This window comes from Mesobacillus subterraneus (genome assembly GCF_000934845.1).
Taxonomy (GTDB): Bacteria; Bacillota; Bacilli; order Bacillales; family Cytobacillaceae; genus Mesobacillus; species Mesobacillus stamsii.
On sequence record NZ_JXIQ01000002.1, the window covers coordinates 1 to 24899 of the forward strand.

Genomic DNA, 24899 nt, shown 5'->3' on the forward strand with positions numbered 1-24899 from the left:
ATCACCTGCAAACCTGTCAAAATAAAGATGTTTTCTTGACAACTTTGGGCTTTCCACCCTCAAAGCTGTCAAAATAACGTCAGGTTCTTGACAACTTTCGGCCAATCACCTGCAAACCTGTCAAAAAAAAGGTGTTTTCTTGACAACTTTGGGCTTTCCACCCTCAAAGCTGTCAAAATAACGTCAGATTCTTGACAACTTTCGGCTTTCCACCTGCAAAGATGTCAAAATAACACCGGATTCTTGTCAACTTCCGGCCATTCCCCTAAAACCTGTCAAAAAAACGCAGAATTCTTGTCAACTTCCCGGTCTCCACCCCCTATCCTGCCAACTCACCCACGATCCCTTGTTAAAGTTTCAAAATGCATCCCATGATTCCGGCGGTTGTTTGGAAAGAATCAGCATAATGAGTTATTTTTCAGCGGAATGGGGTAAATAGGAACTAATACAATACGATAAAAGGCAGGGATAATCATGAATAATGACAAGAACTCTCATTCGTATAAACAAAATGAAGATGTCAACCTGTCCATGGATTCGATTCATGCTCGGGATAATACGGAATTGATTTTGACACGTAAAAAAACGAGGTATACGAACGGTGCAAACAAGATTATTGAAAAGGTTCAGAATGAGTTTTTAGAGCGGAAAAGGGTGGAGGAAATTGATTTCGCATTGAAGAACAAGGATAAAAAAAGATTCCTGGAATTGACTTCGGACAACTGGAAGGACGTATTATAGGGAGATATTAAAAAGCCTGAAACCCAAGCAAAGGAGGTTTCAGGCTTTTTGATTGCACCATTAATCCAGAATCGTCAATACCTGTTCTTTAAGCTTCCTTTTTGCGCCGCTTCTCCATTGCTTTACCGCGGATAGGGAGACTTTCTCCGTCTCGGCGATTTCTCGAATCGACAGGAAATCAATGCAAGTGTACACGACCCACTTTGTTTCTTTTTCCGTGAGACCTTGGCAATAGCTGAGCAGGAATTCGAGTTCTAACGGTTGATCTGGGTGGGTATCTTCGACGGTTTCCCAATATTCCTCTTTCTGATAGATGCTCCTTTCGGCAAACCGGTTGGTGCGGTTCATTTCATTCAGGATTTGGCCTTTTACGTACGAATAGGCGTAATTGGTGAATTCGCCTTTTTCCGGCTTAAATGCTTCGGCAGCCTCCCAAAGGCCGACCAGTCCAATGTGAAAATAGTCTTGCTTATTTTTATAGATGTTCAGCGACGAGATAATTTTATGAATCATCGGTTCATATTGCTTTGCTAGGTGTTCAAAGCCTTCCATTTTGCAATCCTTTCGGGACCGCGCGCGTTCGATTGTATTCCCGGGTAGCTTTACCATACTGCGGGATATCGCATATACACCAATAGTGAAAAATGAGTTTTGGCTGGCAAAAACGCAAAAAAACGCAAAAAACCGCTCGAAAACTCAATTTTCAAGCAACAAACGTCCGTTTCGTTCAAAATAGGGCAGAAATGTGAAATTTTTACCGTGCGTGTCGAAAAGTTTTTTCTTGCCTTATTTTTCACACGGCGATAGGAGTAAGTAGGCAAATAAGGACGCTCCACTGCCAAAAAACGAAAAAAACAGGCCCAAATACAGACCTGAAGAACTTTTTATTATACTAATAAAATGAAAAATTGGCAATATTTCATTAGTACTAGATTGGAAGGCAATGAAAATTACAGATTTACATTTAATTGCCAAGATTAATATAATAATACCTAGAGGGGTTCAATCCGACACCAAGACATAAACCTGCGTAACCCTGTTAAAAGGACAGGAGGTTTTTATGTGATTTTTAAACGGTAAAAATCCTCAGGACATAGTCGTGCGGACGATCCTGAGGACGGGTGTTGGGTATGCCAACTCTGTTAGTATACCTTTTTGTTGAAAAATTTAAAACAAGGAGGGCTAACCAATGAGCCTATTAAAGGAGTATAAAATGAATCAGCAAACAGTGTTGCTGACTGGAGAATATAATGAGAACGGAAAATTATGTACAAGGGTAATTGAGGGCGAGCACACCTTTCTCGTCGATAAAAAACCGATTGAAGTGATCGACAAAACGATGCTTGGCCTCGGGTCCAATTTTCATGCTGGCCGAAAAAGCGCGAGAGAAATACTTGGCGATGTCCATATGTGCCCGATTAAAGTCAATTGCCAGCTTGGAATTTGGCTGTTTCCGACGAAGTCATACAATCATGACTTTTGCGTCTGGTTTTCGCTTCAACATGTGCAAAAAACGAGATCACTTGGAATCCGCAAAACAGAAGTGTATTTAAGCTATCATCATACGTTTATCGTCAATATGAAGCAGTCCACCTTCCAAGATCGGAAGCAGAGGGCAAATGACTTGCGGGAGGAAATGCTGAAAAATTCCCAAGGACAGCTGAATTTCTGTGTCGAGCCGAAAAAGGGTCTGATGATTTGTGAAGGAGAAGGAAGAAACAGATACGAAATCAGGAAATAATCCAGAGGATCCATTTCCAGCAAAAATATTGAAAGCGATTTCTAGTTGCGGTATACTGCAAATAAGTTAATTAACGTGATGGAGTCGGGGAGAATCACACAGACAAATCCTTTCATTGGGGCTGTTTCTGTAGCGATTCTCCTCTTTTCATTAATGGGGGAGGAATAGGGGATGGAAACGTTTATCTTATCATTGGACCAGGGGACGACGAGCTCGAGGGCCATTCTTTTTAATAAAAAAGGGGAAATCGTCCACGTTGCGCAAAAAGAATTTACCCAGCTTTTTCCCAAGCCTGGTTGGGTCGAGCATAATGCGAATGAAATCTGGGGTTCGATCCTCGCGGTTATTGCGAGCGTTCTTTCGGAATCGAATGTAAAACCAGAACAAATAGCGGGAATCGGAATCACCAATCAGCGGGAAACGACCGTTGTCTGGGATAAAGAAACGGGAATGCCTGTCTACCATGCGATCGTTTGGCAATCGAGGCAGACAAGCCAAATATGCGAGCAGTTGAAGGCCGCCGGTCATAACGAGCTTTTTCGGGACAAAACTGGCTTGCTGATTGACGCTTATTTTTCCGGGACAAAAGTGAAATGGATTCTAGACCATGTGGAGGGCGCGAAGGAGAAGGCGGAAGCAGGGAAGCTTCTGTTCGGCACGATCGATACTTGGCTGATCTATAAGCTATCCGGCGGCCGGGCCCACGTGACAGATTACAGCAACGCCTCGCGGACAATGATGTTCAATATCCATGAGCTCAAATGGGACGAAGAGCTCCTCGACATCCTCGGCGTTCCAGCGTCGATGCTGCCAGAAGTTCGGCCGTCCTCTGAAGTGTATGCAAAAACGGTGCCTTATCATTTCTTCGGGCAGGAAATCCCGATCGCCGGGGCGGCAGGTGACCAGCAGGCAGCGCTGTTCGGGCAGGCTTGCTTTGAGGAAGGCATGGGAAAAAACACGTATGGCACCGGCTGTTTCATGCTGATGAATACCGGGGAAAAGGCGGTAAAATCGGAACACGGCTTGTTGACGACGATTGCCTGGGGCTTGAATGGAAAGGTGGAATATGCGCTCGAAGGCAGTATTTTTGTTGCCGGATCGGCACTTCAATGGCTGCGGGATGGCTTGAGAATGCTGAAAAGCGCCAGCGATAGCGAGGCGTATGCCGAAAAGGTCGAATCGACGGAAGGAGTTTATGTCGTTCCGGCCTTTGTAGGACTCGGAACTCCTTATTGGGACAGCGACGTCAGAGGAGCAGTATTCGGCTTGACCCGCGGAACGACGAAGGAACATTTCGTCCGGGCAACCCTGGAATCGCTTGCCTATCAGACGAAGGATGTCCTGGCGGCGATGGAAGCAGACTCCCGCATCGAGCTGAAAACGCTGCGCGTCGATGGCGGTGCCGTGAAGAACAACTTCCTGATGAAATTCCAAAGCGACATCCTTGATGTTCCCGTCGAACGGCCGGTAGTCAACGAAACCACAGCCCTCGGAGCAGCCTATTTAGCAGGTCTCGCAGTCGGGTATTGGGACAGCCAGCAAGAAATAGCCTCCCAATGGGCCGTTGATACGCGGTTTGAACCACAGATGACAGAAGCAACGCGCCAACAACTCTACAGCCGCTGGAAAAAAGCCGTTCAAGCAGCGATGGCGTTTAAATGATCGATTTGAAAAAGCATGCTGATGGCATGCTTTTTCAATCAGTTCTAAGAGCCTACATTTGATTTACCAGCACCGTTACCGCTGCACTGAGGATGATGGTTGCTAAAAATAATCCTGCATATACTAGTTTTTTCTGCTTTGCTTTTTTCCGTTGCTTTTCTTCTGGCGTAAGCCAATAATAGTTTGACATCAATTTTCACCCTTTGAGATTGATGGTAGCTGGCTGACATTCCATATCGGAAGAAGTCCCTATAGCTTTGCGTCACCATCTTTCGATGATTTTGCCCCACTAATAACTATCTCAATTCAGGAAAAATAAGCAATAGGTATTTTGTCACAAATTGTCGGATGGAGGGGAATGGTAAGGTAGGAATTCCATTGGAAAACAAGGAGCGATACGTGGATGCAAGTTTTTTAGACAATCTATAAGGAACAAACGTAAGAAAAGAGGCAAAGTTCTCCTTCCGTTTGTTCCAAAATAAACTCGGGGGTTAATCCAAAACCAGGATCCATTCTCACTGGTCACTATTGCGCTTCTTTTTGGATTGATTGCTGATGACAGTAAGCAACAATAATTTTTCCTCCGGCCGTAACATACTCCAACTGCCTGCTTTTACTTTCATTTCAACCACTCCTCTGTTAACTGTCTTAATCCATATATACCGCTTTTTCTGAAAAATAAAACAACAAAAGTTTCTACAAATTACCAGATTATTCTCCATATATGTCTAGGAATTTTTGTCGAATCGAGACTAAAGGTGCAGAAATAAGGGAAAATTTAACGGAGTTCTATTTCTATTCGTAAGCGTGGAATTATTTTCAAGAATGATACAAGTACCCATTTGAAATTTTGACTCAGTCCCAGGACCTAGATCACTTTACAGACCAAGTCTGTAGAAAAATAGTCGAATTTGCAGTATGGTAGAAGGAGAAAACTTTTCGAAATGAAACATTTCTGCCTCCTATTCGTATAAATAGGAAGATTAAATACAGGAGTCGATACGAATGAATAAATTCCTTTTACGATTCATGCAAGTTGGTTCGGCAATTCCTTTTTCCGCGTTCATCTGGCTGCTGACCTTTGCTGGTTTTAACCAGACTTTTTGGATGTCCTCGCTTTACGGGGTGATTGGCGCTGGCGTCATGTTCTTTGGCGTTGGATACTATCTGGAAAGAAACGTCCGTGAAAAAAACAGACTGACCAAGAAGGAATACAAATATATACAGAGAAATTTGAAAGAAGCAAATGAAAAAATGAAAAAGATCCAAAAATCGCTCTTTACCATCCGCCATATCCGTTCGTTGAAACAAAGAATGGAGCTTTTGCGGCTTTTAAAAAACATTCAGAGGCTAACTACTCGAGAGCCAAGAAGATTTTTCACGGCAGAGCAATTTTATTTTTCCCATCTCGATTCAATCATGGAGCTTAGCGAAAAGTACGCCTTTCTTTCGTCCCAGCCAGGCAAAAACCGCGAGCTGGAGCACTCCTTATATGATACCCAAGATACATTAAAGGAGCTTACTAAAATCGTGGAGAAAGACTTGAATACGATGCTCGAAGACGACCTTGACGATCTCCACTTTGAAATCGACGTAGCAAAGCACTCCATCAAAAACCGAAATGAAATTCCTGACGAAACCAGGAGGTTGAAATAATCCCACTGGGGTCTGACCCCCGGCGCTTTAAAGCTTTACCGTAGTGGGGGTCTGACCCCCACTGATTTGTATTTTTGTGTTGGATTGTGATATGGTTGTTATGTTACTTTTGAGTATAGTATTTGTTTAGGGGGTTCCTTAAATAGGATGTTGAAAAATCTTGCTCCGGGAATGAAAATTAGTATTTCCAGGTCTATTTCTATGTCATTTGAGCAATATATGAGCAGAATAGGTTGGGATGAAAATAAGTATAATCTTGATAATTTTATTACGGAATGGCGTGAATACATCGTCCATTCATCATCATGGTACAGTCAGCTCAGCGAGGAAGTAAAAGCTGATCCTGGTTTCCATGAAGATCTTGCGGTAAAAATCAATGAAACAATTGAAAAAATCTTTAATGAAGAGCCTACTCGGCAACAAATGGAAGAAATCGAAAAGCTCGAGGAAAAGCTTGGAAAAGAGTTGGATTACGCTTGCAAGATGGAAGCAAAATACATCATCGACACAAAAAGAACATAAGCATATCAATGAGTAGAAATATACGGTGGTTGTTCAACAAACTCATGCAGTATCTATCTATCATTGTTAAACCGGCAGTCCATAAAACGTGGGCTGTCTTTTTTTGCTTTTTACCATCCGAACGAAAAATACCATCCATTTTCCTCCTTGCCAGCTTCGCCATCCAACGTATTTGAGAATTATCTTTCCTTCTAAGGAAACTTTTCCTAGTTCAAATCGTCTGTAAAAATGGGAACTTATACTAAAATATACCTTTAAGAGTGTTAAAAATTTACAGCATCTGTCGATAGTAATATGATCGGATTTAAAATAGCGTAAAAAAGAAAGGTATCCACTATGAAAAGACTAGCAGTATTACTTATTGGCGGGTTAATTGCCATCAGCAATTTAAGTGCATCACACGCAGCCGCAACGGAAATAGAATTCTCTGATATGAACAGGAATTACTGGGCGTATCACGAAATTAAGTTTCTTACGGAAAAGGACGTAATAAGAGGAGCTTCAGGAAAGTTTTTACCGAATAGAACGATTACTAGACTTGACGCAGCCGTCATGATCGGGCGGGCAATGAATCTAGCGGCACAAGGGGAAACGGCAACGGTGCCTGCGGACATGTTCGTTTCAACAAGGGGATATCAGGAGGTTATGGCAAGTCTGGAAAAAGGGATGTTCGCATTGGATGACGGTAAATTTAGGCCGAACGAGAATTTAACCAGAAAAGATATGGCAAGAGTTCTAACTGTTGGTTTCGGGTACGAAGGAACAGGGCAGTCGACTTTCACCGACGTGCCACCAACATTCCCATATTACTCATACATAGATGCAATCTCCGCAAATGATGTGACCACCGGGTACAGCGATGGCACGTTCAGGCCAGACATGCCGGTAAACAGGCTGCAGTTTTCGATTTTTCTTGCGCGTATTTATAGCAAACCTTTGGAGTACAGTGTTAAGCAGGATGGGATTACTCTGCATAAAGTAAGAGATTCAGAGGAAGCGATCAGCCTAGCTATGACCTATCCAAAGGCGACCGTTCATCCAGTAAGCAATTCAATGGTCACCTTTTCTGAAAAAACAGGTGATTTGAATCAAACAGGGATTCACAACGGTGTGCTCATATATAATGGTGCAGAAAACTATATCACGTTTTCACCAGAATTCTTTAGACCTTATATAACACCTAATGGAAGCTCGGGCACATTATTCGATAGCTTTATTTTTCTTGGAAGGAGCTATCCTGAAGGGGAGTTTGGGGTGCATGTTAAAAACAACGCTAATTATTCGGATTGGTTGTGGTATCTCAATCAAACCTTTGATGAAGCAGGAGGACTTAATAACCTGAATGAAGCAGCGAAAGGTTTGGGGAAAACGGTTAATGTTTATATTGCTATCCCTTATCCGAAAATGGAGGGAACATTTATGGATCTTGAGGGCAATAAACATACAAATTCTATGACGGAACGCGAGAAGATCGTTTCATGGTATATCGAACAGACAGAAATACTTTGGGATGTCGCAGCTTATGAAAATCTTCATTTTAAGGGCTATTACTGGTTCAGTGAAACGATGGGCCATCGTGAAGACGAGAAAATGATCACAAAGATTTCCGATACCATTCATAATCGAAACAGAGCATTCATTTACTCGCCACATGCGACATCTTCAAATTTCGAACACTGGAAAAATTACGGTTTTGATGGAGCCTATCTACAGCCTAATACGTTCAGGCTGAAAATTAAGGATACTGAAGCACGGCTTCACAGAGCCTTTCTGCAAGCGCAGATATACGGAAGTGGGATCAACCTTGAAATCGATCAATACGGACCTCTTCAAATAGAAGCAGGACTGGAGAACTTTAAGCAGTACATCGACATGGCCCATCGATATGAACTTTCAGGTCAAAGCCTCATTTTCTATCAAGGAGTAGGCATGGTAGACCGGATGATCAAATACTGGAATCTTCCATCCTATAACCAAGCCTACCAATTACTTGGTAGTCTGGCATATTAATAAAAATATTGTCGCTAGTGAAATCGGCCCATAAATAGGTAAATTCACTAGTTAAAAAGATGGTAATGATCTTGAATTATTTTCTTCTAAATGAACAAAAATTAAAATTTACCCAATTTCAACTAATATGAAACATGTAATTTATACCATTTATATCTTCTGAAAACGTTGATAAATCAGTAATTAGCTCTTTTTATCCTGGTTTTTGATAACATGTTTCGCCTTTTTGTAGCTAAATTGGATGATTCAGGAACGTTTTCCATGTGGTAAAATGTAAAAAAAAGACGAAAGGAGCAGACGAATGAAGCAATTTGTCATAAGTATTTTACTAGCTTTTTTGATTCTGCCATTTACAGCGAATAGCTCTGAAGCGGCTGTAACTTTTTTAGATGTTGATAGTTCGCATCGGTCTTATCAAGAGATCAGTTACCTTGCCGGCGGAAACATAGTCTTTGGAACAGGGGGGTATTTTGATCCTAATAGTTCAGTTACCCGTGCTGAAGCAGCTACCATGTTGGGACGGGCCATGAATTTGAATGGCACAAAAAGAGCAACGATGTTTAAAGACGTTGATTCAGGAAGTTTTGCTTCAGGTTACATACAGTCGGCGGTTGAAAAAGGTATTATTTCAGGATACTCAGATGGGACCTTCAAACCTGAGCAACCAGTAAAGCGCGGCGAAATGGCTATCCTCATAAACAGAGCGTTTGGATATGGAGGAACTGAGTCCATTTCAGCCGCAAATGCACTTCTGGAAAAGGGAATTGCCCAGGGAATTTCAACAGGAGATTTTGGATATTATCTAGAAATAAAAAGAGCGGACTTTTCCGTTTTTTTAGCGAGAGCGATCAATTACAAGTATCGAATCAATGCTTCAGCTGAGTTTGGTGGAGATCTGCAAATCATGGCGGATTCGCTGAATGTACGTTCAGGCCCATCGACCAAATTTCCTATTGTTCATGAGCTGCCAATTGCGACAAAGGTAGAAGCCGCGTACAGGGTAGGAGATTGGGTATTTATCCGTTCAGCTGGAGTGGAAGGACTTGTGCATGGTGCTTACCTTACTGGCACGTACCCTTCCTTCATGAATAAACCATTACCTGCTTCCACCCCATTAAGTGAACAGATGATCATCATTGACCCTGGTCATGGAGGAAAGGATCCTGGAGCGTCGGGTTATGGAATTCAAGAAAAAGCAGTCGTTCTGGATACAGCACTAAAAGTAAAAGCTCTTTTGGATAAAACTCCTTTTTCCTATAAGTTAACGCGGGAAGCGGATGTTTACTTATCACTTTCTCAACGCGTCAGCTTGGCGAAGAGTGTCGGTGGTGATACGTTTGTCAGTATTCATGCGAATGCCTTTAATGGGTCTGCGAACGGAACAGAGGTTTATTACTATGGTACATCCGCAACGAATCCTTACCAATCTGACAGCAAAAAACTGGCAGCAGCCATCCAGAATCGCCTATTGGCAGCATGGAAGCTATATGATCGAGGAATTGACCACGGTGATTTTCATGTTCTCCGTGAAAATTCAATGCCAGCAGTCCTAGTAGAATTAGGATTCATTGATAATAAGGAAGATAATGAGAAGCTTGCATCAGCTTGGTGGCGTCAGGAAGCAGCCGAAGCTATATATCTCGGTATTCTTGATTATTACAATGAAAAAGGCTATAACGTATCGTATTTATATAATAATGTAAATTAGTTTTTAATAATAGAAAAGGAGTCTTTTAATAGGCTCCTTTTCTAGTATAATCATAGTATACTTCGATTAGTGTCTAACTCAAACGCTTGCCATGGCTGGACACGGTGCTTGTGTTTTTCAAGTGAAAGGACTTTTTTGAGAAACGAGGAAATAGCATGAAAAACTGGATTGCATCACTGATGATTTTCATATTAATCGCTTCGGCGGCTGTCCCATCCTCTGCATCTAACGTGGATCCAATAGCAGAGCCGGAACGCTTTATCGTATTTTACGAGGAGAATTCCGCACTTAAGGCAATTGAGGAAAATGGCGGGGAAATTATCCAGTCATATGCTTCTATAAAAGCTGCTACGGTAGTAACGGAACAAGAAACGCTCGAGGGGCTGGTTTCTCTTGGAAAAATCTCCGGCTTCCAAAAAGAGAAAAAGTATGAAGCAAAAGCGCAAATTACCCCTTGGGCGCACGTGAATATTAATATTCCGGCAAAAGTACCTACTACTTTAACTGGGGCGGGGGTAAAAGTGGCGATTATCGATACTGGCATTGACCCTAACCATCCGGATCTGACTGTTAAAGATGGAACCTGTACACTGGATGACTCAGTTAGTCCAAATGCTTGCAGTAAATCCTACCTAGATGAAAATGGTCATGGAACGCATGTAGCGGGAATCATTGCCGCAAAAAATAATGAGATCGGCATAGTCGGTGTCGCTCCCAATGCAGAGCTTTTTGCAGTAAAAGCACTTGATGGCAACGGAGAAGGAACAACGTCAACGATTATGGCCGGCGTTGACTGGGCCATTCGGAAGGGTGTGGATATTATCAATATGAGTTTAACCACGCCATATCCTGACACGGGAATCAAGGCGATGGTTGATGAGGCCAATGCAAATGGAATCATGGTCATCGCTGCAGCGGGCAATGAGGGGAGTTTTTCAGGAAGTGGAGATAGTGTAGAATATCCTGCGAAATTCCCAAGTGTTATCGCAGTTGCATCTACCAATTCAGATAATCGCAGAGCATTAACATCTGCAACGGGACAGGAAATCGAGCTTGCGGCTCCAGGAGAGGGGATATACTCTACTTTCCCAACTAGTCTGGTGAGTTCAGGTTACGCAACTAGGAGCGGCACGTCGATGGCAACTCCGTTCGTTGCCGGCATGGCAGCACTCTATAAAGAAAAGTACCCAAGCTATACAAATGATCAAATTCGCTCGCTGCTGCAAAAAAACGCTAAGGATTTAGGATTGGCTGGAAGAGACCCTTTATATGGATTCGGACTTGTCCAGACTGACATGGCTCCTATAAACGAAACGCAGGAACCCCTCACTTTTGCCACTGGTGTAAAAGGATCCCTTAAGCTTAATATGCAGACTTTATTGGAGAAGTATCAAGCCTATTCCATCTATAGAGATGGGAGGTTAATTGCCGATAAAGCAAACTTGCCTTCGTTTGAGGATTATGGAAAAAGTGGTTCCATTAAATATACAATTTATCCTTGGCTCAATGGAAGCATGCTCAAGGATCAAGCGAATGAAACAATTGTATCGCTTGCCAGTCCGGTAATTCCGGACCTTGATAATTCAGTATGGTACAGCCGGAACATCATGTACTTATATTCTAAGAATATAGTCAAGGGGGACGCCTTTGACCAGGTGCACCCCGCTATTAATGTCACCCGGGCTGAAGCGATTGCCATGCTTGGCAGGGCAATCGGGCTGAATGGCACACAAAGAACGACAAGGTTCACCGATGTACCGAGCAGTAGTTTCGCATCCGGATATGTACAATCAGCTTACGAACAAGGCATTATCAGCGGCCGGGCAAATAAAACCTTCCTACCTAATGAATATGTAACACGAGCCGAAATGGCAATCATGCTGTCAAAAGCATACAAACTGCCTAACGCACCAACAGGCAGTTTCAGCGACGTAACAGCAGAAATAGCAGGGTACCAGCAAATCTACAACCTAGAAGCAGCCAAAATCGCATCAGGATACACAGACGGAACCTTCAAACCAAACGCAAAAATGCAAAGATCCACCTACTCCGTCTTCCTATCCAAAGCCAACAATGCTGCACTAAAGTAAAGCACTGGGGGTCTGACCCCCAGTGCGTTAACGTGATAAAGTCTACCTAAACAAACAAAGGCGCTCAACTTATGGGCGCCTTTGTTTGTCTTTCAGGAATGTAAGATTCGCGTTCGAAAAAAAACACCGATTTACCAGATCGGTGTCAACAAAAATGGCTGATTGGCAGCCTAAGATAGAGCACCAACCAAAATCTTAACGTACATTAGTTATAGCAAAAAATGTCGAACTTTGTCGAGGGGTAAAAGTTGGTAACACCCAATTGCCGACTAAATCTATCTCAAAGTTCTTGAATTTTTTACTATCAGACCGTAGTATTCTTACCCTTTCTACAAAACGATAAATCGATTTTGCGAAAATTGTAATATAAACGTAAAATTTCTAACCTGGGAATTCTGGTAAAATAACCTCAATGAGGCAAAAACCGATCTTATTTTCCAAAAAAATCAACCAGGCAGAGGTGTAAGGATGAAGAAACTCGTAACCAAGCTAATTTTGGCAGCGCTCATACTATCGATAATCCCATTCCAAACAGCCAAGGCAGCAACAACACAGATAGACAAAGTGGTAGATATCGCACACCAATACTTAGGAGTTCCTTATCGTTACGGTGGAACAACGCCAAACGGCTTCGATTGTTCCGGATACATAGGATATGTTTACGACCAAATCGGCGTTGATATGCCAAGGGTTTCAGCTGATCAATATAACGTCGGGAAAGCAGTATCCAAATCAAACCTCCAGCCAGGCGATCTAGTATTCTTTGAAAAAACATATGATAAAGCGGGTATTACCCATTCCGGAATCTACATAGGCGACAATAAGTTCTTAAGTGCCACGACAAGCAAGGGAATAAAAATTGACTCACTAAACAGCTCTTATTGGGGACCGAAATTTTATGGCGCAAAAAGGGTTTTGCAAGAAGTAAACCTTCAGCCAGGCGAGTACCAGGATGTACCGCAGGATCATCTTGCATATGAAGCCGTACGTACATTAAGCAATCAAAACGTCATTAAAGGTATAAATAATACGACATTCGCACCTGAACAGCCGGTTACAAGAGGACAAGCAGCAGCAATTATCAATCGTGTGCTAAAACTGAAGCCTGCATCCCTTAACGGATTTAAGGATGTATCAGCTAACTATCAATTTGCAGCTGATATTGCTGCAATCAAGGAAGCTGGAGTCATTAGCGGGTTTTCAGATGGAACTTTCCGTCCGAACAATAATTTGACAAAGGCAGAGATGGCAAAAATCGTTCAAAAAGCATTTAAGCTAACGGACCATGGAATCCAAGCAGCAAGCGCTCCCTATTCGGATGTTGCGCCTGGCTATTGGGCATATGATGCAATTTTAACAATGCACAAAATTGATACAACGAAAATTTTTAGCGGCAGTGCGTACGGCTCGTCACTGAAAGCAACTCGTGCAACATTCGCAGCATCTATCTATAATTCTATCAATGCAAGATAGCCGGGAATATTTTCCTGGCTTTTTCTATTAAAATAAATAAGCAATAGGACCGATATATAAATAGAGGAACTTAAATAAACAGTAGTTTCTGATCATTTTTTTCATTCTTTAAAAATAGTCTATCTTAATTGTAAAAAAATTGGTAGAATAAGAGAGAAATTTGTCAGTAAAAAGAGAAACTACATCTGGGGGTAGAAGAATGAGGAAGAAATTTGGCATACTTGCCTTGACTTTCGGGTTGTCAGTAAGCAGTTTATTGTCGTTTCAGCAGCCAAAGGCATATGCGCAGGATGATCTTACTGGCAGTACCTTAGAGACAGAGATGCGTGCAATGATTGCTAAAAAAGTGATCTATGGATATGGAGAAGGTGTCTATAAACCAAATCTTCATGTCAGCCGCGGACAGTTTGCGACATTTATTGCAAGGGCACTTAAATTACCTGAAAGTTCACCTGTGTTTTCTGATGTTCCATTATCATCTGGCCTTGCCTATGGGATTAACAGTGCGGCAGCTGCAGGAATCATCACGGGATTTACACCAACAATCTTTAAACCAAATGACCAGATTTCAAGGGAACAGGCAGCAGCAATGATTGACCGTGCCTTCAACTACATGCAAATTCCTCGTGAAGAAGCTGTGTTAAACTTTTCCGACGCATCTGAAATCAATAGCAAATTCAAAATGGCTGTCGCAAAAAACTCCAGGGACGGTTTGATCAAGGGTCTTTCCAATGAGGATGGTACATACAAATTCGTACCCAAAAAAACAGCAACTCGGCAGGAAGCAGCTGCATTCATCTATCGTATGCTCAACAAAATCGAAGAAACGCAAATTCCTGAAGAACCAGGTGATGCAGGAGCGGCTGGTTACAAAGTTGCTACCATCCAGTCTAATGGTGATCTAGTTTACAGCTCGAAAAATTATTCAAATTTTGCTGCAGCAAAAACCGAAGCGACTGGAAATAATCAGGTAGTAACAGTAAACGAACAAATCGTAGAAATGAATGCAGGACTGGTTTGGTCCAGGCCTCCTCTCGGCCAATCATTGACATATATATACAAAGATGCTACTTTATCTTCATCAGTTACTTACCTGCCTGCAGGTCAGGAAATGAAGTATATAGATGCAACAGAAGACTATGTGAAAGTAATTCTTGCGGGAAGAACAGTTTATGTCAAGCATGAAGAAGTGTCCATGGTACCACTTCAATTGATCGAAGGAAGAAACTATTATTCTGCTAATGCGAAAGGTGAATTGGTCCATACAATCTTTGATCCTATAAAAAAATCCTATGTGTCTTATACTATGGGACTTGCACCAAGTTTCATCGTTCAAGGTCAAAATTATTACAGCTGGGACGGTGGCCAGTTCATGAATACGACCGGAAACGTCGTGGGAACTGCCTATCAGTACTTTAATTATTTGCCAGCACGTACTGAGACTGCCTACACTGCAGATGAGTTAAATCGGTATATTGATTTTGTCCTTGCTGAAAAAGAAGCATTATTCACATCAAACCCGACAGCTTTTGCAAGATATAAGAATGCAACAACAGTGAGCAAGATCAAAGGTCTCGGAACCTATCTAAAAGAAGCAGAAGAGAAACACAATATCAACGCTTTACTCATCCTTGGAATGGCGATGCATGAAAGTGACTTTGGCATGAGCAAATATGCACAGGAGCGTAACAATCTGTTTGGCATCAAAGCATATGACAGTAACACAAATGCTGCAGAAACATTTGCTACGCCAAATGAAGCTATTGATGCATTAGCAGACCGGTACTTGAACAAGAACTATATCAATCCTCTCGGTGCGCATGCAAATGGAGCCGCAATCGGAAACAAGGCTCGAGGTTTCAATGTTAAATACGCATCAGATCCTTTCTGGGGACAAAAAATTGCTGGCCATATGCACAGAGTCGACATGTTCCTAGGAATGAAAGACCGTGGCACTCATGCTTATCAACTCGGACAAACAACAGGCGAAGGAGTGAATGCAAGAATCAATCCTGGAACGGAATCAGCAATCGTTTATTCGAATAAAAACATAGGATCACCAGTAGCAATCCTAGGATCCGTCAAGCACACAGACAACTATGAATGGCTGAAAATCCTTTCAGACGCAGAAACGCAAGAAGAAGTCTACATCCGCTCCGACCTGATCAAAAACCTACCAATCGTAAAATAAAATAATTTAACACAGTAAAGCGGTGGGGGCCTGGCCCCCACCGCTTTACTGTGTTAAATCGAATAGATATGATCGATATTATGCTGGGTTTTTCTTTCTTAGTATTCCGAGCAGTTGTCTGAAGCCTTCTCGGTAGAAGAAGTAGATTCCTGCTGTATATAGCACTGCTCCTAGCGGCACTAAAATGGCTAACTGAATGAGCGAGTACAATTCGGAAATGGTTGTGAACTGTTTGATCAAATAAATGGGGACCGCCATAATCACAGTCGGCAGAATGACCCTTGCGAACAGCTTGGCTAGCTTTAGTCGCTCCTCCTGGTCAAAATCTTTATAAACGACGAACGTCGATACGCCCAGATAATAAACGGAAACGAGTGAGCTGGTTAGCGCGAGACCAGGGTATCCAAATGGTCCAACGAAAATCCAGTTAAAGACAAGATTCAAAACAATCGTCGTAATACTGATCCTCAGCACAATCGCCGTCTTGCCGCGGGCGTACATCGATTTGGATACAATGTACTGCAAGCCCTGAGTTACAATCAAAGGGATATAATAAACAAGGGCAATATACGTATTATTTGTATCCTCTGCGGTAAAGCGCCCACGCTCGAAAACAAACGAAATCGCTTCCTTGCCAACGAGCAGCAGCCCAACCGCAATAGGCAGCAGCGTAACTAATGTAATTTGCATCCCCATAAACACCGTACGCTGGAACTTCTTATGGTTATCCACCTGTTCAGACAATAAGGTAAAAATGATCGCGGCAACGGTTGTCGCGTAAATCGCCTGCGGTATGCTCACCAGCAGGGAAGCATTGTTCAGATAGGTAACGGCAGCGCTCTCGGTACCTGAAGCAAACGACTTGTTCACAAACATATTAATCTGCCCGACAACCGAATTCAGCAATGCCGGTGCGAGCAGAACAAGGAAAGCCGAGCCAAACGCTTTTCCTACTTTAACATTTGGCTGCCACTTATACCCATTCTTAAAAAGAAAAAAGAACTGAATGAGCGTTCCGAGGAAGGTACCGAAAATAAAACCATATGCCAAGCTATAAATTCCCCACTGCTCAGAAAACAACAGGGCAAAAACCGCACCCATTAAGGTTGCCAGCAATTTAGAAACCTGCGTCGGGACAAATACCCGCCGTCCTTGCAAATAAGACTCAAGAATCCCATTTACTGCAATTAAGCTCATGAATAGGAAGAAAAATTGAGTAATATCAACCGCGACTTCTTCTGTTGTTTCCGTCATATTACCATAAATCAGCGGAACAATAGAAGGAACGAGGAAATAGCCAGCAAGGGTCACCCCGATGAATACGAGAAAAGTGCCATTCAAAATGCCGTTCGCATTCCGCTCTGTCTCATCCGGACTTTCCTTGCGCTTTTGCAAATACATAGGGAGGAAGACATTATTGAACCCGCCGGAGATCATCGCTACTACGAGCGTAATGAAAGAAAAAGCGAGCAAATAACCATCCGTGTACTCGCTTGCTCCGAACTCTCTGGCGATGATGCTTTCCCGCAAAAAACCTGATAGCTTAAGGACCAGGGCCAGGAGGGTGATCCAAATGGCCGTTTTTTTCATTCCTGACATATCGTTTCAGTCACTTTCTATAAAAAAATTTTCAACAAAAGCCAAATCGATTTTAAAAAACGCCTAAATAAAAGTAAGGCGAAACAATGCCCGCCTTACTAGTGTATCAAACTACATCATATCAGTTATCATGATCACAAAAAATTATTTTCGATCTAAAGCACTCAAATAGATTTCCTCATATTTTTCAGCCGCCGCAAGATGAGAGTATTCATCTTCAATCTTCTGACGAGCTTTTGCGGCAAAGTCCTCCCCTTGTTTTGGATTCTGCAATAAGAAAATGATCGCCTCCGCAAGCTCCTGAACATTTTTCTCCTCAACAAGCAGGCCATCCACTTTATCCTTAATGATCTCTTTCAATCCGCCAACTGCACAGGCAACGAGCGGCGAACCGGAGCCCATCGCTTCCAGCGCGGAAATGGAAGTCGCTTCCTCCACACCCGCAGAGTGGACACTCGGCACCAACGCAACATCGGCTAGTGCATAGTAATCTTTCACCTTGTCATGTGCCACGGCTCCAAGTAAGTCTACTCTGTCTTCGATGCCATTTTCAGCAACAATTTTCTTGATTTCTGACAACGCCTCGCCATTTCCTGCATAGATTAACCTTGTATTTGGAAATTCTTTCAGTACAGCTGGCATCGCAAGCGCCGGATAAATCACACCGTTCTTTTTCGTCAAACGGCGCGGCACAAATAATATATTTTCATCATGGGAGAGGCTGTATTGATCACGAAGCGTATTTTTCCGATCTTTATCGGGCTTGAAACTATGGATATCGATAAAGTTACGGATCGCTATCCCGTCCACACCAGAAATGTCCTTCACATATTGTTTAAGACGCTGGTCTACCGTAATGATCTTACGGGTGTTCTGGTAGGCCTTGATCTCGATTTCCTGCATTTCTCTCGCTTCTGGGCTGCCCTCATCGATTGAGCCTTTGCTGACAGCCTCAAAAGCCATATAACCATGGACCGTCGATACAACAGGTATCCCAGTTTCCAGCGCAGCCAGTGTAGTGAAAGGATCCTGGGCATTGATAATATCATAATTCTTTTTTTTATTTTTTAAAATAAGAGCTTTTAGCAAGTTCTTACGTGCATAATGGCTCCAAAGGATTCCGCGGCCCTTTCTCACTTTGTTGATCACAAAACTTGGCCCCTGTGCGTACATTTTGCGGACAACAGGTGCCACATCGGTGAACGAAAGGACATCTACTTCATGTCCGCGCTCCTCCAGTCCGGCCTTTAAAGTCGCAACATGTGTCGATAGCCCGCCAGCGTGCGGGTAGTCATAAGCGGTGGCAATAAGAATTTTCATGCTTGCCCTCCTCGGTTATTTTGACGATGAAAAATAGTTCTAGAAATATCCTGCCCATCTGCTTACTTTCCAACGAAATGCTCTTTAAGCAGATCAACATTCCGAACGGCTTCTGCACGCATTTCCGCGGCATTGCCTTCAACGATCTTGCTGTATTTTTCCCTGTTGTCTAAAAGCTGTAAACCGTTCTTCGATAACTGTTCCACATTTATTTCTTCCAGTACGGCGGAAAATTCCCACATGCCACTGCGTTTCAGCAGACTTTCGACCTTTTTGTCATAGCTTAACCCAATATGCGGCACGCCTGTCAGTGTGGAGAAAATCAATGCGTGCAATCTCATCCCGATGGTGATCTGGCATTCGCCGATGAAATTTAAATACTGATTTGGAGAGAAATTCGTGCCAAGAATATGGCATTTATCTGCATGCTTCATATGCTTGAGCACATTTTTGCTGGCCGTGTCGTCATGATGGCCTTCCATCGGCACGAACACCGGCGTGATATCGCGGGCTTCGATCCAAGTATCGAGAATCTCTGCGATCTGTTCAAACTGCTTTATTTTTTCAAACCACGGGCGGACAGATACGGCAACAAGGTTATCCTTGCGCTCCAGCTGGAGGCTGTCCATCGCGGCTGTGTCCTTTTTCGGATGAAAAGCGAACACGATATCTGAAGTAACAACAGTCTCAGGACGCTTCACGCCTAATTTATGCAGCAGGTCCTTCGAGAACTGGTCTCGAACCGTGACGAAATCGGCCATATTGGCAAACACTTTCATCAGGATCTTTCCCCATGTGGAGTTTACCGGGCCAATCCCCTGGGAAAAGAACATCACTTTCGTTCCGACAAGTTTTGCCAAAAAGACAATCAACAAATAATACGGAAGGGGTCCGAAAAGAAAACGAGTAGGATAGGTATCCTGTAGCAAACCTCCACCGCCCGAAATCAGCAGGTCAGCTTCCTTCAAAGCCTTGACTTTTCCTTTAAAATCATGGCGCCAGCCGCGGTAAACGGCCTTTACATTATGTTGCTTCGCGGTTTGTTCCGGTGATAAGGAAAATACGGTAATTTCTGGATGGTCCAAATGCTCACGCAAGTTATCGACAATGGATTCAAGTATGGCTTCGTCACCAGTATTACCGAGACCATAAAATCCTGAAATGACAATTTTCAAAAAAGCTGCTCCTCCTTAAGATAGAAAGTATTGCAATGGTAAAACATAAGTGTAATATGCTGAAAAAAAACAAGGTGCCGAACAGAAATCGAAGCACCCAAAAGCTAAACAATATTTTAACATTATAACGGAAACCATTCAACGTTCAATGGTGCATGGTTTGACAAGATTTGATATACTATGTTAGAAATTAAAGCTAGATTGATCAGAAAGTCACAATAAATAGCGATTATTATCTGTCTTAAAAAGAGAGGTCCTTTTAATGAAAAAGATTTGTGTCATTGGATTAGGTTATATCGGATTGCCAACCGCTGCGATCTTTGCCAGAGCTGGCTATGATATTGTTGGCGTTGATGTCAGCGAACGTGTAGTGAACTCTTTAAATAAGGGGATTGTCACCATTGAAGAAGCTGGGCTCCCGGAGCTAGTGAAAGAAGCTGTCGAAAAAGGGAAGCTGCGCGCGTCTTTGACCCCTGAAGAAGCGGATGTATTCATCATCGCTGTACCAACGCCTATCCACGAAGATTATACTGCAAATGTGGATTATGTTATTAATGCAACCAAAGCGATCGTTCCTTTCGTAAAAAAAGGTGATGTTGTCATTGTCGAATCAACAATCCCGCCAAGAACAATGGATGATGTCGTTGCACCAATCCTTCAAGAGGCAGGTTTAGATGTGCAAAACGACATTTTTCTTGCCCATTGCCCAGAGCGTGTGCTTCCAGGCCGCATCCTAATCGAGCTAATTGAAAACACGCGGATTGTCGGCGGGACGACTCCTGTCGCCGCAAAAAAAGCTGCAGACGTGTATCGCGCAATCGTAACTGGAGATGTGATCGAAACGGAAGCACTAACAGCGGAAATGTCCAAATTGATGGAAAATACTTTCCGTGATGTCAACATCGCCCTTGCCAATGAACTCGCTAAAATCAGTGCCAAATTAGGCGTCAACGCGCATCACGTGATCGAGCTTGCCAACAAGCATCCGCGTGTCAATATTCACCAGCCTGGACCAGGAGTCGGCGGACATTGCCTGGCAGTCGACCCGTATTTCATCGTTGAAAAAGCAAGAAACGAGTCTGTGTTGATTAAGCTGTCGCGTGATATCAATAATTCAATGCCTGAATTTGTAGTGGAGAAAATCGAAGAACTGACAGTCCAGATTGAAAAGCCGAAGATCGCTGTTCTTGGCCTAACTTATAAAGGAAACATCGATGACGTGCGCGAAAGTCCGGCAATCGAGATTTATCAACTGCTGGCAAATAACCCGCGTTTTGAAACAGTGGCGCATGACCCACATGTCCAACAAGACCAGGTGGCATTCCCGCTTCTTTCATTAGAGGATGCGTTGCATGATGCAAATGTTGCCGTCGTATTGGCTGATCACAATGAATTCAAAACGCTCAACAGCCAATATGTCGCTTCCAAGATGAAGACACCAGTTGTTTTTGATACGAAGAACTGCACCAACCTTGATAACGATTATCTTACTTTATATAAAATCGGTGATTTGTCAGGACTGAAACCAATCCAGCTGTAAGAGGGTTTGATACTAGCGATGCAAAAAGAAAATTACTTGGGCGTTGATGTTACGCCTTATAATTATGAAGAAATCATTACAGACTTGAGAGAACGAATGAAGGCAGGCCAGCAATCCACGATTATCGCAGTCAACCCAGAAAAGGTCATGGCCGCTGAAAAAAATGAAGAGCTTCGACAGTTGATCAATTCTGCCACCTACCAGATCGCCGATGGAGTAGGAATTTTGCTTGCCTCGAAAATGAAAGGCGGCAAAATTTCTTCCCGTGTTACCGGTGTCGATATGATGGACAGGCTAATCCGCTTTGCCGCGGAGGAAAACCACAAGGTGTTTCTTTACGGTGCAAAAGAGGAAGTCGTCACAGCAGCAAAGCAAAAGCTGGAAGAAAAATACCCACGTCTTGTTATTTCCGGCTACGAAAATGGCTATGAAAAAGATCAGGACAAGATTGTCAAAAATATTAACGCTTCCGAAGCTGAATTGCTGTTTGTCGCGATGGGCAGTCCTAAGCAGGAGTTGTGGATTCGCGAGAACATGGGCAAACTGAACGTGAAAGTATTCCAGGGAGTTGGCGGAAGCTTTGACGTCTTCTCGGGAAAAGTCCAGCGCGCGCCTTTATTGTTCCGAAAGCTCGGCATCGAGTGGCTCTATCGCTTGTTAAAAGAACCAAAGCGTTTCAAGCGCCAGCTGGCATTGCCGAAATTCCTGGCAAGAATTCTCACCGCAAAATAACAGTGAAAATTTTTTAAAAAATAAGGCTTGAACTAACTATTCAAGCCTTTTAAAATGCCGGCAATGGTTTTGTCAAATACCTACAAAAAAATCATTTTGTCGATAAAGCACGAGAGAAAGGAATTTTTGAATGAACTCGTTAACCTGGAGAAATTTTCCGTTCATTTTCATTGCACTGCCGGTTTTCGTAGTTGCTTTGTTATTCCCTGGCACGATTACTGGCCTTGGAGCAGCTGCAATTTTAGCATTATATACTTTTTTATCCCCTAAAAATGGCATCTTATTGCTGTTATTGTATTTCCCGACAAGACCATTTTTAATCGAAATAAACCCATCATTAAAAATTGCGGGGGATCTCATCATCCTTGCAGCGTTTGCCAATGTGGCATGGGTAGCGATTCGCAACAAGGACTTCAAAAGCTTGTTTCAGTTCCAAATTTTTGAGTGGGCCTTCTTTGGCTTCCTTGCAGTTGGAGTGATTTCCGCTTTCATTACAGGGGTAGACCTAGGATCCATCATCTTCCAGATTCGTGCATTTGTTATTACGTACTTGGTTTACTTCGTTGTAAAACGTCTGGATATCACAAAGGAAGACATCCTGAAATTCCTCTGGACGACATTTGTGATGGCAATCGTTCTCAGCCTCCATGGGCTTGTCGAAAAAATGTCGCTCCGTTCCTATCTAATGCCGGAAAAATGGGTCGGCCGTTCGCTTTCCTATAATAATCGCGTTCGCATCTATGGGCTGATCGATAATCCGAATGTACTGTCAGTGTATCTATCATTGGCTGTCATGCTTACGATCTATTTAAAGCAGCTTGTCGCTAGCAAAACAAAACTCATTCTTACTATCGGGATCATTCTGATGCTGGGCGTCATTACGCTCACATACTCCAGGGGGACATGGATCGGCTTTGTTATTGCCTTGGCTGTTTACCTGGCTGTTTCGAAAAACTGGCGGCGTGCCGGCAACATCTTTGTTGCGGCTGTGCTTTCCATCATCTTAATCAATATTCCAGTGACGCAGGCAACGAACTATTTTAAAAATGCTGGATTTGGCGAAAACATTCCCCGCAACCTTTCGCCTGATGATCCAGGAGGAAATCAGCCTTCTGATGAAGAACGGCGGATGCGGGAAACCTTTGAAATGTCCACAGTGGAACTTAGTAAAACAACCGGACGCTTGTTCATCGTAACGAAAGGGTTTGAAATTTTTAAAGATCACCCAGTAATCGGAACTGGTTTTGCTACGTTTGGTGACTCGGCGGCAAAAGGCAATGGATCGCCAATCTACGCCGATTATGGAATTGAACACAATATATACTCCGATAATCAATATATCCAAATCATTGCCCAAACTGGTACTGCTGGTGTCGTCCTGTTTGCTGTCTTCCTTCTCGGAATGCTTTTCTTCCTCTGGAAAAAACGGAAAGATACTAGCCTCGCAACGGCCGTGCTAGCTGTCCTTATCGGTGTCTATGTTGTTGGTGTACTCTATAACATTTGGGAAGACAAGACGTTTACAACGTATTTCTTTATGATGCTCGCAGCCATTACACACGGCATCCAGTATAAAAGGTGGGGAAAAAATGAAAGTCCTTCATCTCATTAGCGGCGGAGAAACAGGTGGTTCCAAAAACCACCTGCTTTCTTTATTGAAGAACCTGAAAGAAACGGAAGTCTTGCTCGGAGTTTTCCAGGAAGGAAAGCTAGCGGAGGAGGCGAGGAAAATGGGGATTCCAGTTATCGTGTATGGCCAGTCGTCCCGCTATGATTTTTCCGTTATCGGCAAAATTAAGCAAACGATCAAAGGTCACCAGATTTCGATCGTCCACACCCACGGTCCTCGTGCCAATTTATTCACCTATTTTGTACGTCGAAGGACTCCTTTTAAATGGATCAGCACGATTCACAGCGACCCGTCACAGGATTTTATCAAGGGTGGCATGAAAGGGAAGGTCTTCACGGCAATCAATATGATGGTCATCAAAAAAATCGATCATTTTTTTGCCGTTTCTGAGCGGTTCAAGCAAATGCTTGTCGGATTTGGGCTGTCAGCTGAAAAAATCACGACGGTTTATAATGGCATTTCCTTTGATGAGCAGTTGGAATGCAGACGTTCTCGTGAACAGTTTGCAATAAAAGAAGATGATTTTGTCATCTGCATGGTTGCGAGGCTGCACCCGATTAAAGGACACACCGTCGTGTTTGATGCTTTGAAAAAAGTTTTGGAAACAAAGCAAAACGTAAAACTGTTGCTCATCGGCGACGGTCCAGAAAGGGATAATCTAGAAAAAGAAGTCAAAGCGAAGGGATTAGCCAAAAGCGTTCGCTTTTTTGGATTTCAGCAGGATGTCCATTCCTATCTGTGCATTTCAGACATAAAACTGCTCGCTTCCTATAGTGAGAGCTTTCCGCTCGTCATCCTTGAAGCTGCCCGTTCACATACTCCGGTTATTTCAACTGATGTCGGGGGAGTTAAAGATTTGATTTCTGATTCATCATTAGGATGGGTTGTGCCAATCAAAAACGCTGAAGCACTGGCAGGAGCCATTACCGAAGCAATCAATGCAACGAATCTGGCGGAACTAGGCAATAATCTGTATGAAAAAGCATCCAGGCTTTATTCCATTGATCAGCTGGCCAAAAGTACAGAGGAAACATACAAAAAAATAAAGCATACACCCTGAGATTTACACATAGTTATATCTTTGTGGGCTGAAAACATGTAAGGATCCC

At 43.0% G+C, this 24899-nt stretch carries 19 protein-coding genes and 1 riboswitch; of the genes, 14 read left to right on the top strand and 5 right to left on the bottom strand.

Annotation, left to right across the window (positions count from 1 at the left end; all coding sequences use genetic code 11):
• Nucleotides 1-474: 474 nt before the first annotated feature.
• Complete coding sequence (locus UB32_RS00285) at nucleotides 475-741, top strand: IDEAL domain-containing protein (RefSeq protein WP_044390240.1); 267 nt, start codon at nucleotides 475-477, stop codon at nucleotides 739-741.
• 60 nt (nucleotides 742-801) lie between these two features.
• On the opposite strand, the gene UB32_RS00290 is transcribed toward UB32_RS00285, so the two are convergent.
• Nucleotides 802-1293, bottom strand: coding sequence for a sigma-70 family RNA polymerase sigma factor (locus UB32_RS00290; RefSeq protein WP_044390242.1), 492 nt, complete (start codon nucleotides 1291-1293; stop codon nucleotides 802-804).
• A gap of 637 nt (nucleotides 1294-1930) precedes the next feature.
• Between UB32_RS00290 and UB32_RS00295 the strand changes: the two genes are divergently transcribed.
• A complete protein-coding gene (locus UB32_RS00295; protein WP_044390244.1) occupies nucleotides 1931-2482 on the top strand; it encodes a competence protein ComK in 552 nt (183 codons plus the stop codon).
• 171 nt (nucleotides 2483-2653) lie between these two features.
• Nucleotides 2654-4144, top strand: a complete 1491-nt coding sequence (gene glpK / locus UB32_RS00300; protein ID WP_044390245.1) for a glycerol kinase GlpK — start codon at nucleotides 2654-2656, stop codon at nucleotides 4142-4144.
• A 52-nt stretch (nucleotides 4145-4196) separates the two neighbouring features.
• Here glpK and UB32_RS19930 read toward each other — a convergent pair whose 3' ends face one another.
• On the bottom strand, nucleotides 4197-4334 hold the full coding sequence (locus UB32_RS19930) for a hypothetical protein (protein WP_157841600.1): 138 nt from the start codon (nucleotides 4332-4334) through the stop codon (nucleotides 4197-4199).
• A gap of 21 nt (nucleotides 4335-4355) precedes the next feature.
• Nucleotides 4356-4440, bottom strand: a riboswitch (cyclic di-GMP riboswitch).
• Between the two features lie 709 nt (nucleotides 4441-5149).
• Between UB32_RS19930 and UB32_RS00305 the strand changes: the two genes are divergently transcribed.
• The 7 genes from UB32_RS00305 (at nucleotide 5150) to UB32_RS00335 (ending at nucleotide 15794) form a co-directional block, all read left to right on the top strand.
• Nucleotides 5150-5800 (top strand): 5-bromo-4-chloroindolyl phosphate hydrolysis family protein, encoded by a 651-nt coding sequence (locus UB32_RS00305; RefSeq protein WP_044390246.1) that lies wholly within the window; start codon nucleotides 5150-5152, stop codon nucleotides 5798-5800.
• A 147-nt stretch (nucleotides 5801-5947) separates the two neighbouring features.
• On the top strand, nucleotides 5948-6322 hold the full coding sequence (locus UB32_RS00310) for a hypothetical protein (protein WP_044390247.1): 375 nt from the start codon (nucleotides 5948-5950) through the stop codon (nucleotides 6320-6322).
• Between the two features lie 336 nt (nucleotides 6323-6658).
• Nucleotides 6659-8332, top strand: a complete 1674-nt coding sequence (locus tag UB32_RS00315; RefSeq protein ID WP_044390249.1) for a DUF4855 domain-containing protein — start codon at nucleotides 6659-6661, stop codon at nucleotides 8330-8332.
• 301 nt (nucleotides 8333-8633) lie between these two features.
• The gene (locus tag UB32_RS00320) at nucleotides 8634-10040 is read left to right on the top strand and encodes an N-acetylmuramoyl-L-alanine amidase (RefSeq protein ID WP_044390250.1); all 1407 of its coding nucleotides are present in this window, start codon (nucleotides 8634-8636) and stop codon (nucleotides 10038-10040) included.
• Nucleotides 10041-10195: 155 nt separating this feature from the next.
• Nucleotides 10196-12130 carry a S8 family peptidase gene (locus tag UB32_RS00325; RefSeq protein WP_044390252.1) on the top strand — a complete coding sequence of 645 codons (1935 nt, stop codon included), beginning with the start codon at nucleotides 10196-10198 and terminating at the stop codon, nucleotides 12128-12130.
• A 468-nt stretch (nucleotides 12131-12598) separates the two neighbouring features.
• Entirely contained in the window at nucleotides 12599-13603 is a 1005-nt protein-coding gene (locus UB32_RS00330; protein ID WP_052806886.1) for a C40 family peptidase, read from the top strand.
• Between the two features lie 199 nt (nucleotides 13604-13802).
• A complete protein-coding gene (locus UB32_RS00335; RefSeq protein ID WP_044390254.1) occupies nucleotides 13803-15794 on the top strand; it encodes an S-layer homology domain-containing protein in 1992 nt (663 codons plus the stop codon).
• Between the two features lie 78 nt (nucleotides 15795-15872).
• On the opposite strand, the gene murJ is transcribed toward UB32_RS00335, so the two are convergent.
• The 3 genes from murJ to csaB all read right to left on the bottom strand — a co-directional run bounded on the left by murJ (nucleotide 15873) and on the right by csaB (nucleotide 19888).
• Nucleotides 15873-17393 (bottom strand): murein biosynthesis integral membrane protein MurJ, encoded by a 1521-nt coding sequence (gene murJ, locus UB32_RS00340; RefSeq protein WP_044390255.1) that lies wholly within the window; start codon nucleotides 17391-17393, stop codon nucleotides 15873-15875.
• A 144-nt stretch (nucleotides 17394-17537) separates the two neighbouring features.
• A complete protein-coding gene (locus UB32_RS00345; protein ID WP_044390257.1) occupies nucleotides 17538-18713 on the bottom strand; it encodes a glycosyltransferase family 4 protein in 1176 nt (391 codons plus the stop codon).
• 62 nt (nucleotides 18714-18775) lie between these two features.
• Nucleotides 18776-19888, bottom strand: a complete 1113-nt coding sequence (gene csaB, locus UB32_RS00350; protein ID WP_044390259.1) for a polysaccharide pyruvyl transferase CsaB — start codon at nucleotides 19886-19888, stop codon at nucleotides 18776-18778.
• Between the two features lie 262 nt (nucleotides 19889-20150).
• Here csaB and UB32_RS00355 point away from each other — a divergent pair, with 262 nt between their 5' ends.
• The 4 genes from UB32_RS00355 to UB32_RS00370 all read left to right on the top strand — a co-directional run bounded on the left by UB32_RS00355 (nucleotide 20151) and on the right by UB32_RS00370 (nucleotide 24850).
• On the top strand, nucleotides 20151-21428 hold the full coding sequence (locus UB32_RS00355; protein WP_044390261.1) for a nucleotide sugar dehydrogenase: 1278 nt from the start codon (nucleotides 20151-20153) through the stop codon (nucleotides 21426-21428).
• An 18-nt stretch (nucleotides 21429-21446) separates the two neighbouring features.
• Nucleotides 21447-22160, top strand: coding sequence for a WecB/TagA/CpsF family glycosyltransferase (locus tag UB32_RS00360; RefSeq protein WP_044390263.1), 714 nt, complete (start codon nucleotides 21447-21449; stop codon nucleotides 22158-22160).
• A 130-nt stretch (nucleotides 22161-22290) separates the two neighbouring features.
• Complete coding sequence (locus tag UB32_RS00365; protein ID WP_044390265.1) at nucleotides 22291-23772, top strand: O-antigen ligase family protein; 1482 nt, start codon at nucleotides 22291-22293, stop codon at nucleotides 23770-23772.
• Nucleotides 23750-24850, top strand: a complete 1101-nt coding sequence (locus tag UB32_RS00370) for a glycosyltransferase family 4 protein (RefSeq protein ID WP_044390267.1) — start codon at nucleotides 23750-23752, stop codon at nucleotides 24848-24850. The genes UB32_RS00365 and UB32_RS00370 overlap by 23 nt, the downstream gene beginning before the upstream one ends.
• Nucleotides 24851-24899: the final 49 nt, after the last annotated feature.

What these genes read in the sequence shown, in the direction of transcription:
- UB32_RS00285 (WP_044390240.1), top strand. Translation starts at nt 475, where the DNA reads ATGAATAATGACAAGAACTCTCATTCGTATAAACAAAATGAAGATGTC.
- UB32_RS00290 (WP_044390242.1), bottom strand. Translation starts at nt 1,293, where the DNA reads ATGGAAGGCTTTGAACACCTAGCAAAGCAATATGAACCGATGATTCAT.
- UB32_RS00295 (WP_044390244.1), top strand. Translation starts at nt 1,931, where the DNA reads ATGAGCCTATTAAAGGAGTATAAAATGAATCAGCAAACAGTGTTGCTG.
- glpK (WP_044390245.1), top strand. Translation starts at nt 2,654, where the DNA reads ATGGAAACGTTTATCTTATCATTGGACCAGGGGACGACGAGCTCGAGG.
- UB32_RS19930 (WP_157841600.1), bottom strand. Translation starts at nt 4,334, where the DNA reads ATGTCAAACTATTATTGGCTTACGCCAGAAGAAAAGCAACGGAAAAAA.
- UB32_RS00305 (WP_044390246.1), top strand. Translation starts at nt 5,150, where the DNA reads ATGAATAAATTCCTTTTACGATTCATGCAAGTTGGTTCGGCAATTCCT.
- UB32_RS00310 (WP_044390247.1), top strand. Translation starts at nt 5,948, where the DNA reads ATGTTGAAAAATCTTGCTCCGGGAATGAAAATTAGTATTTCCAGGTCT.
- UB32_RS00315 (WP_044390249.1), top strand. Translation starts at nt 6,659, where the DNA reads ATGAAAAGACTAGCAGTATTACTTATTGGCGGGTTAATTGCCATCAGC.
- UB32_RS00320 (WP_044390250.1), top strand. Translation starts at nt 8,634, where the DNA reads ATGAAGCAATTTGTCATAAGTATTTTACTAGCTTTTTTGATTCTGCCA.
- UB32_RS00325 (WP_044390252.1), top strand. Translation starts at nt 10,196, where the DNA reads ATGAAAAACTGGATTGCATCACTGATGATTTTCATATTAATCGCTTCG.
- UB32_RS00330 (WP_052806886.1), top strand. Translation starts at nt 12,599, where the DNA reads ATGAAGAAACTCGTAACCAAGCTAATTTTGGCAGCGCTCATACTATCG.
- UB32_RS00335 (WP_044390254.1), top strand. Translation starts at nt 13,803, where the DNA reads ATGAGGAAGAAATTTGGCATACTTGCCTTGACTTTCGGGTTGTCAGTA.
- murJ (WP_044390255.1), bottom strand. Translation starts at nt 17,393, where the DNA reads ATGTCAGGAATGAAAAAAACGGCCATTTGGATCACCCTCCTGGCCCTG.
- UB32_RS00345 (WP_044390257.1), bottom strand. Translation starts at nt 18,713, where the DNA reads ATGAAAATTCTTATTGCCACCGCTTATGACTACCCGCACGCTGGCGGG.
- UB32_RS00355 (WP_044390261.1), top strand. Translation starts at nt 20,151, where the DNA reads ATGAAAAAGATTTGTGTCATTGGATTAGGTTATATCGGATTGCCAACC.
- UB32_RS00360 (WP_044390263.1), top strand. Translation starts at nt 21,447, where the DNA reads ATGCAAAAAGAAAATTACTTGGGCGTTGATGTTACGCCTTATAATTAT.
- UB32_RS00365 (WP_044390265.1), top strand. Translation starts at nt 22,291, where the DNA reads ATGAACTCGTTAACCTGGAGAAATTTTCCGTTCATTTTCATTGCACTG.
- UB32_RS00370 (WP_044390267.1), top strand. Translation starts at nt 23,750, where the DNA reads ATGAAAGTCCTTCATCTCATTAGCGGCGGAGAAACAGGTGGTTCCAAA.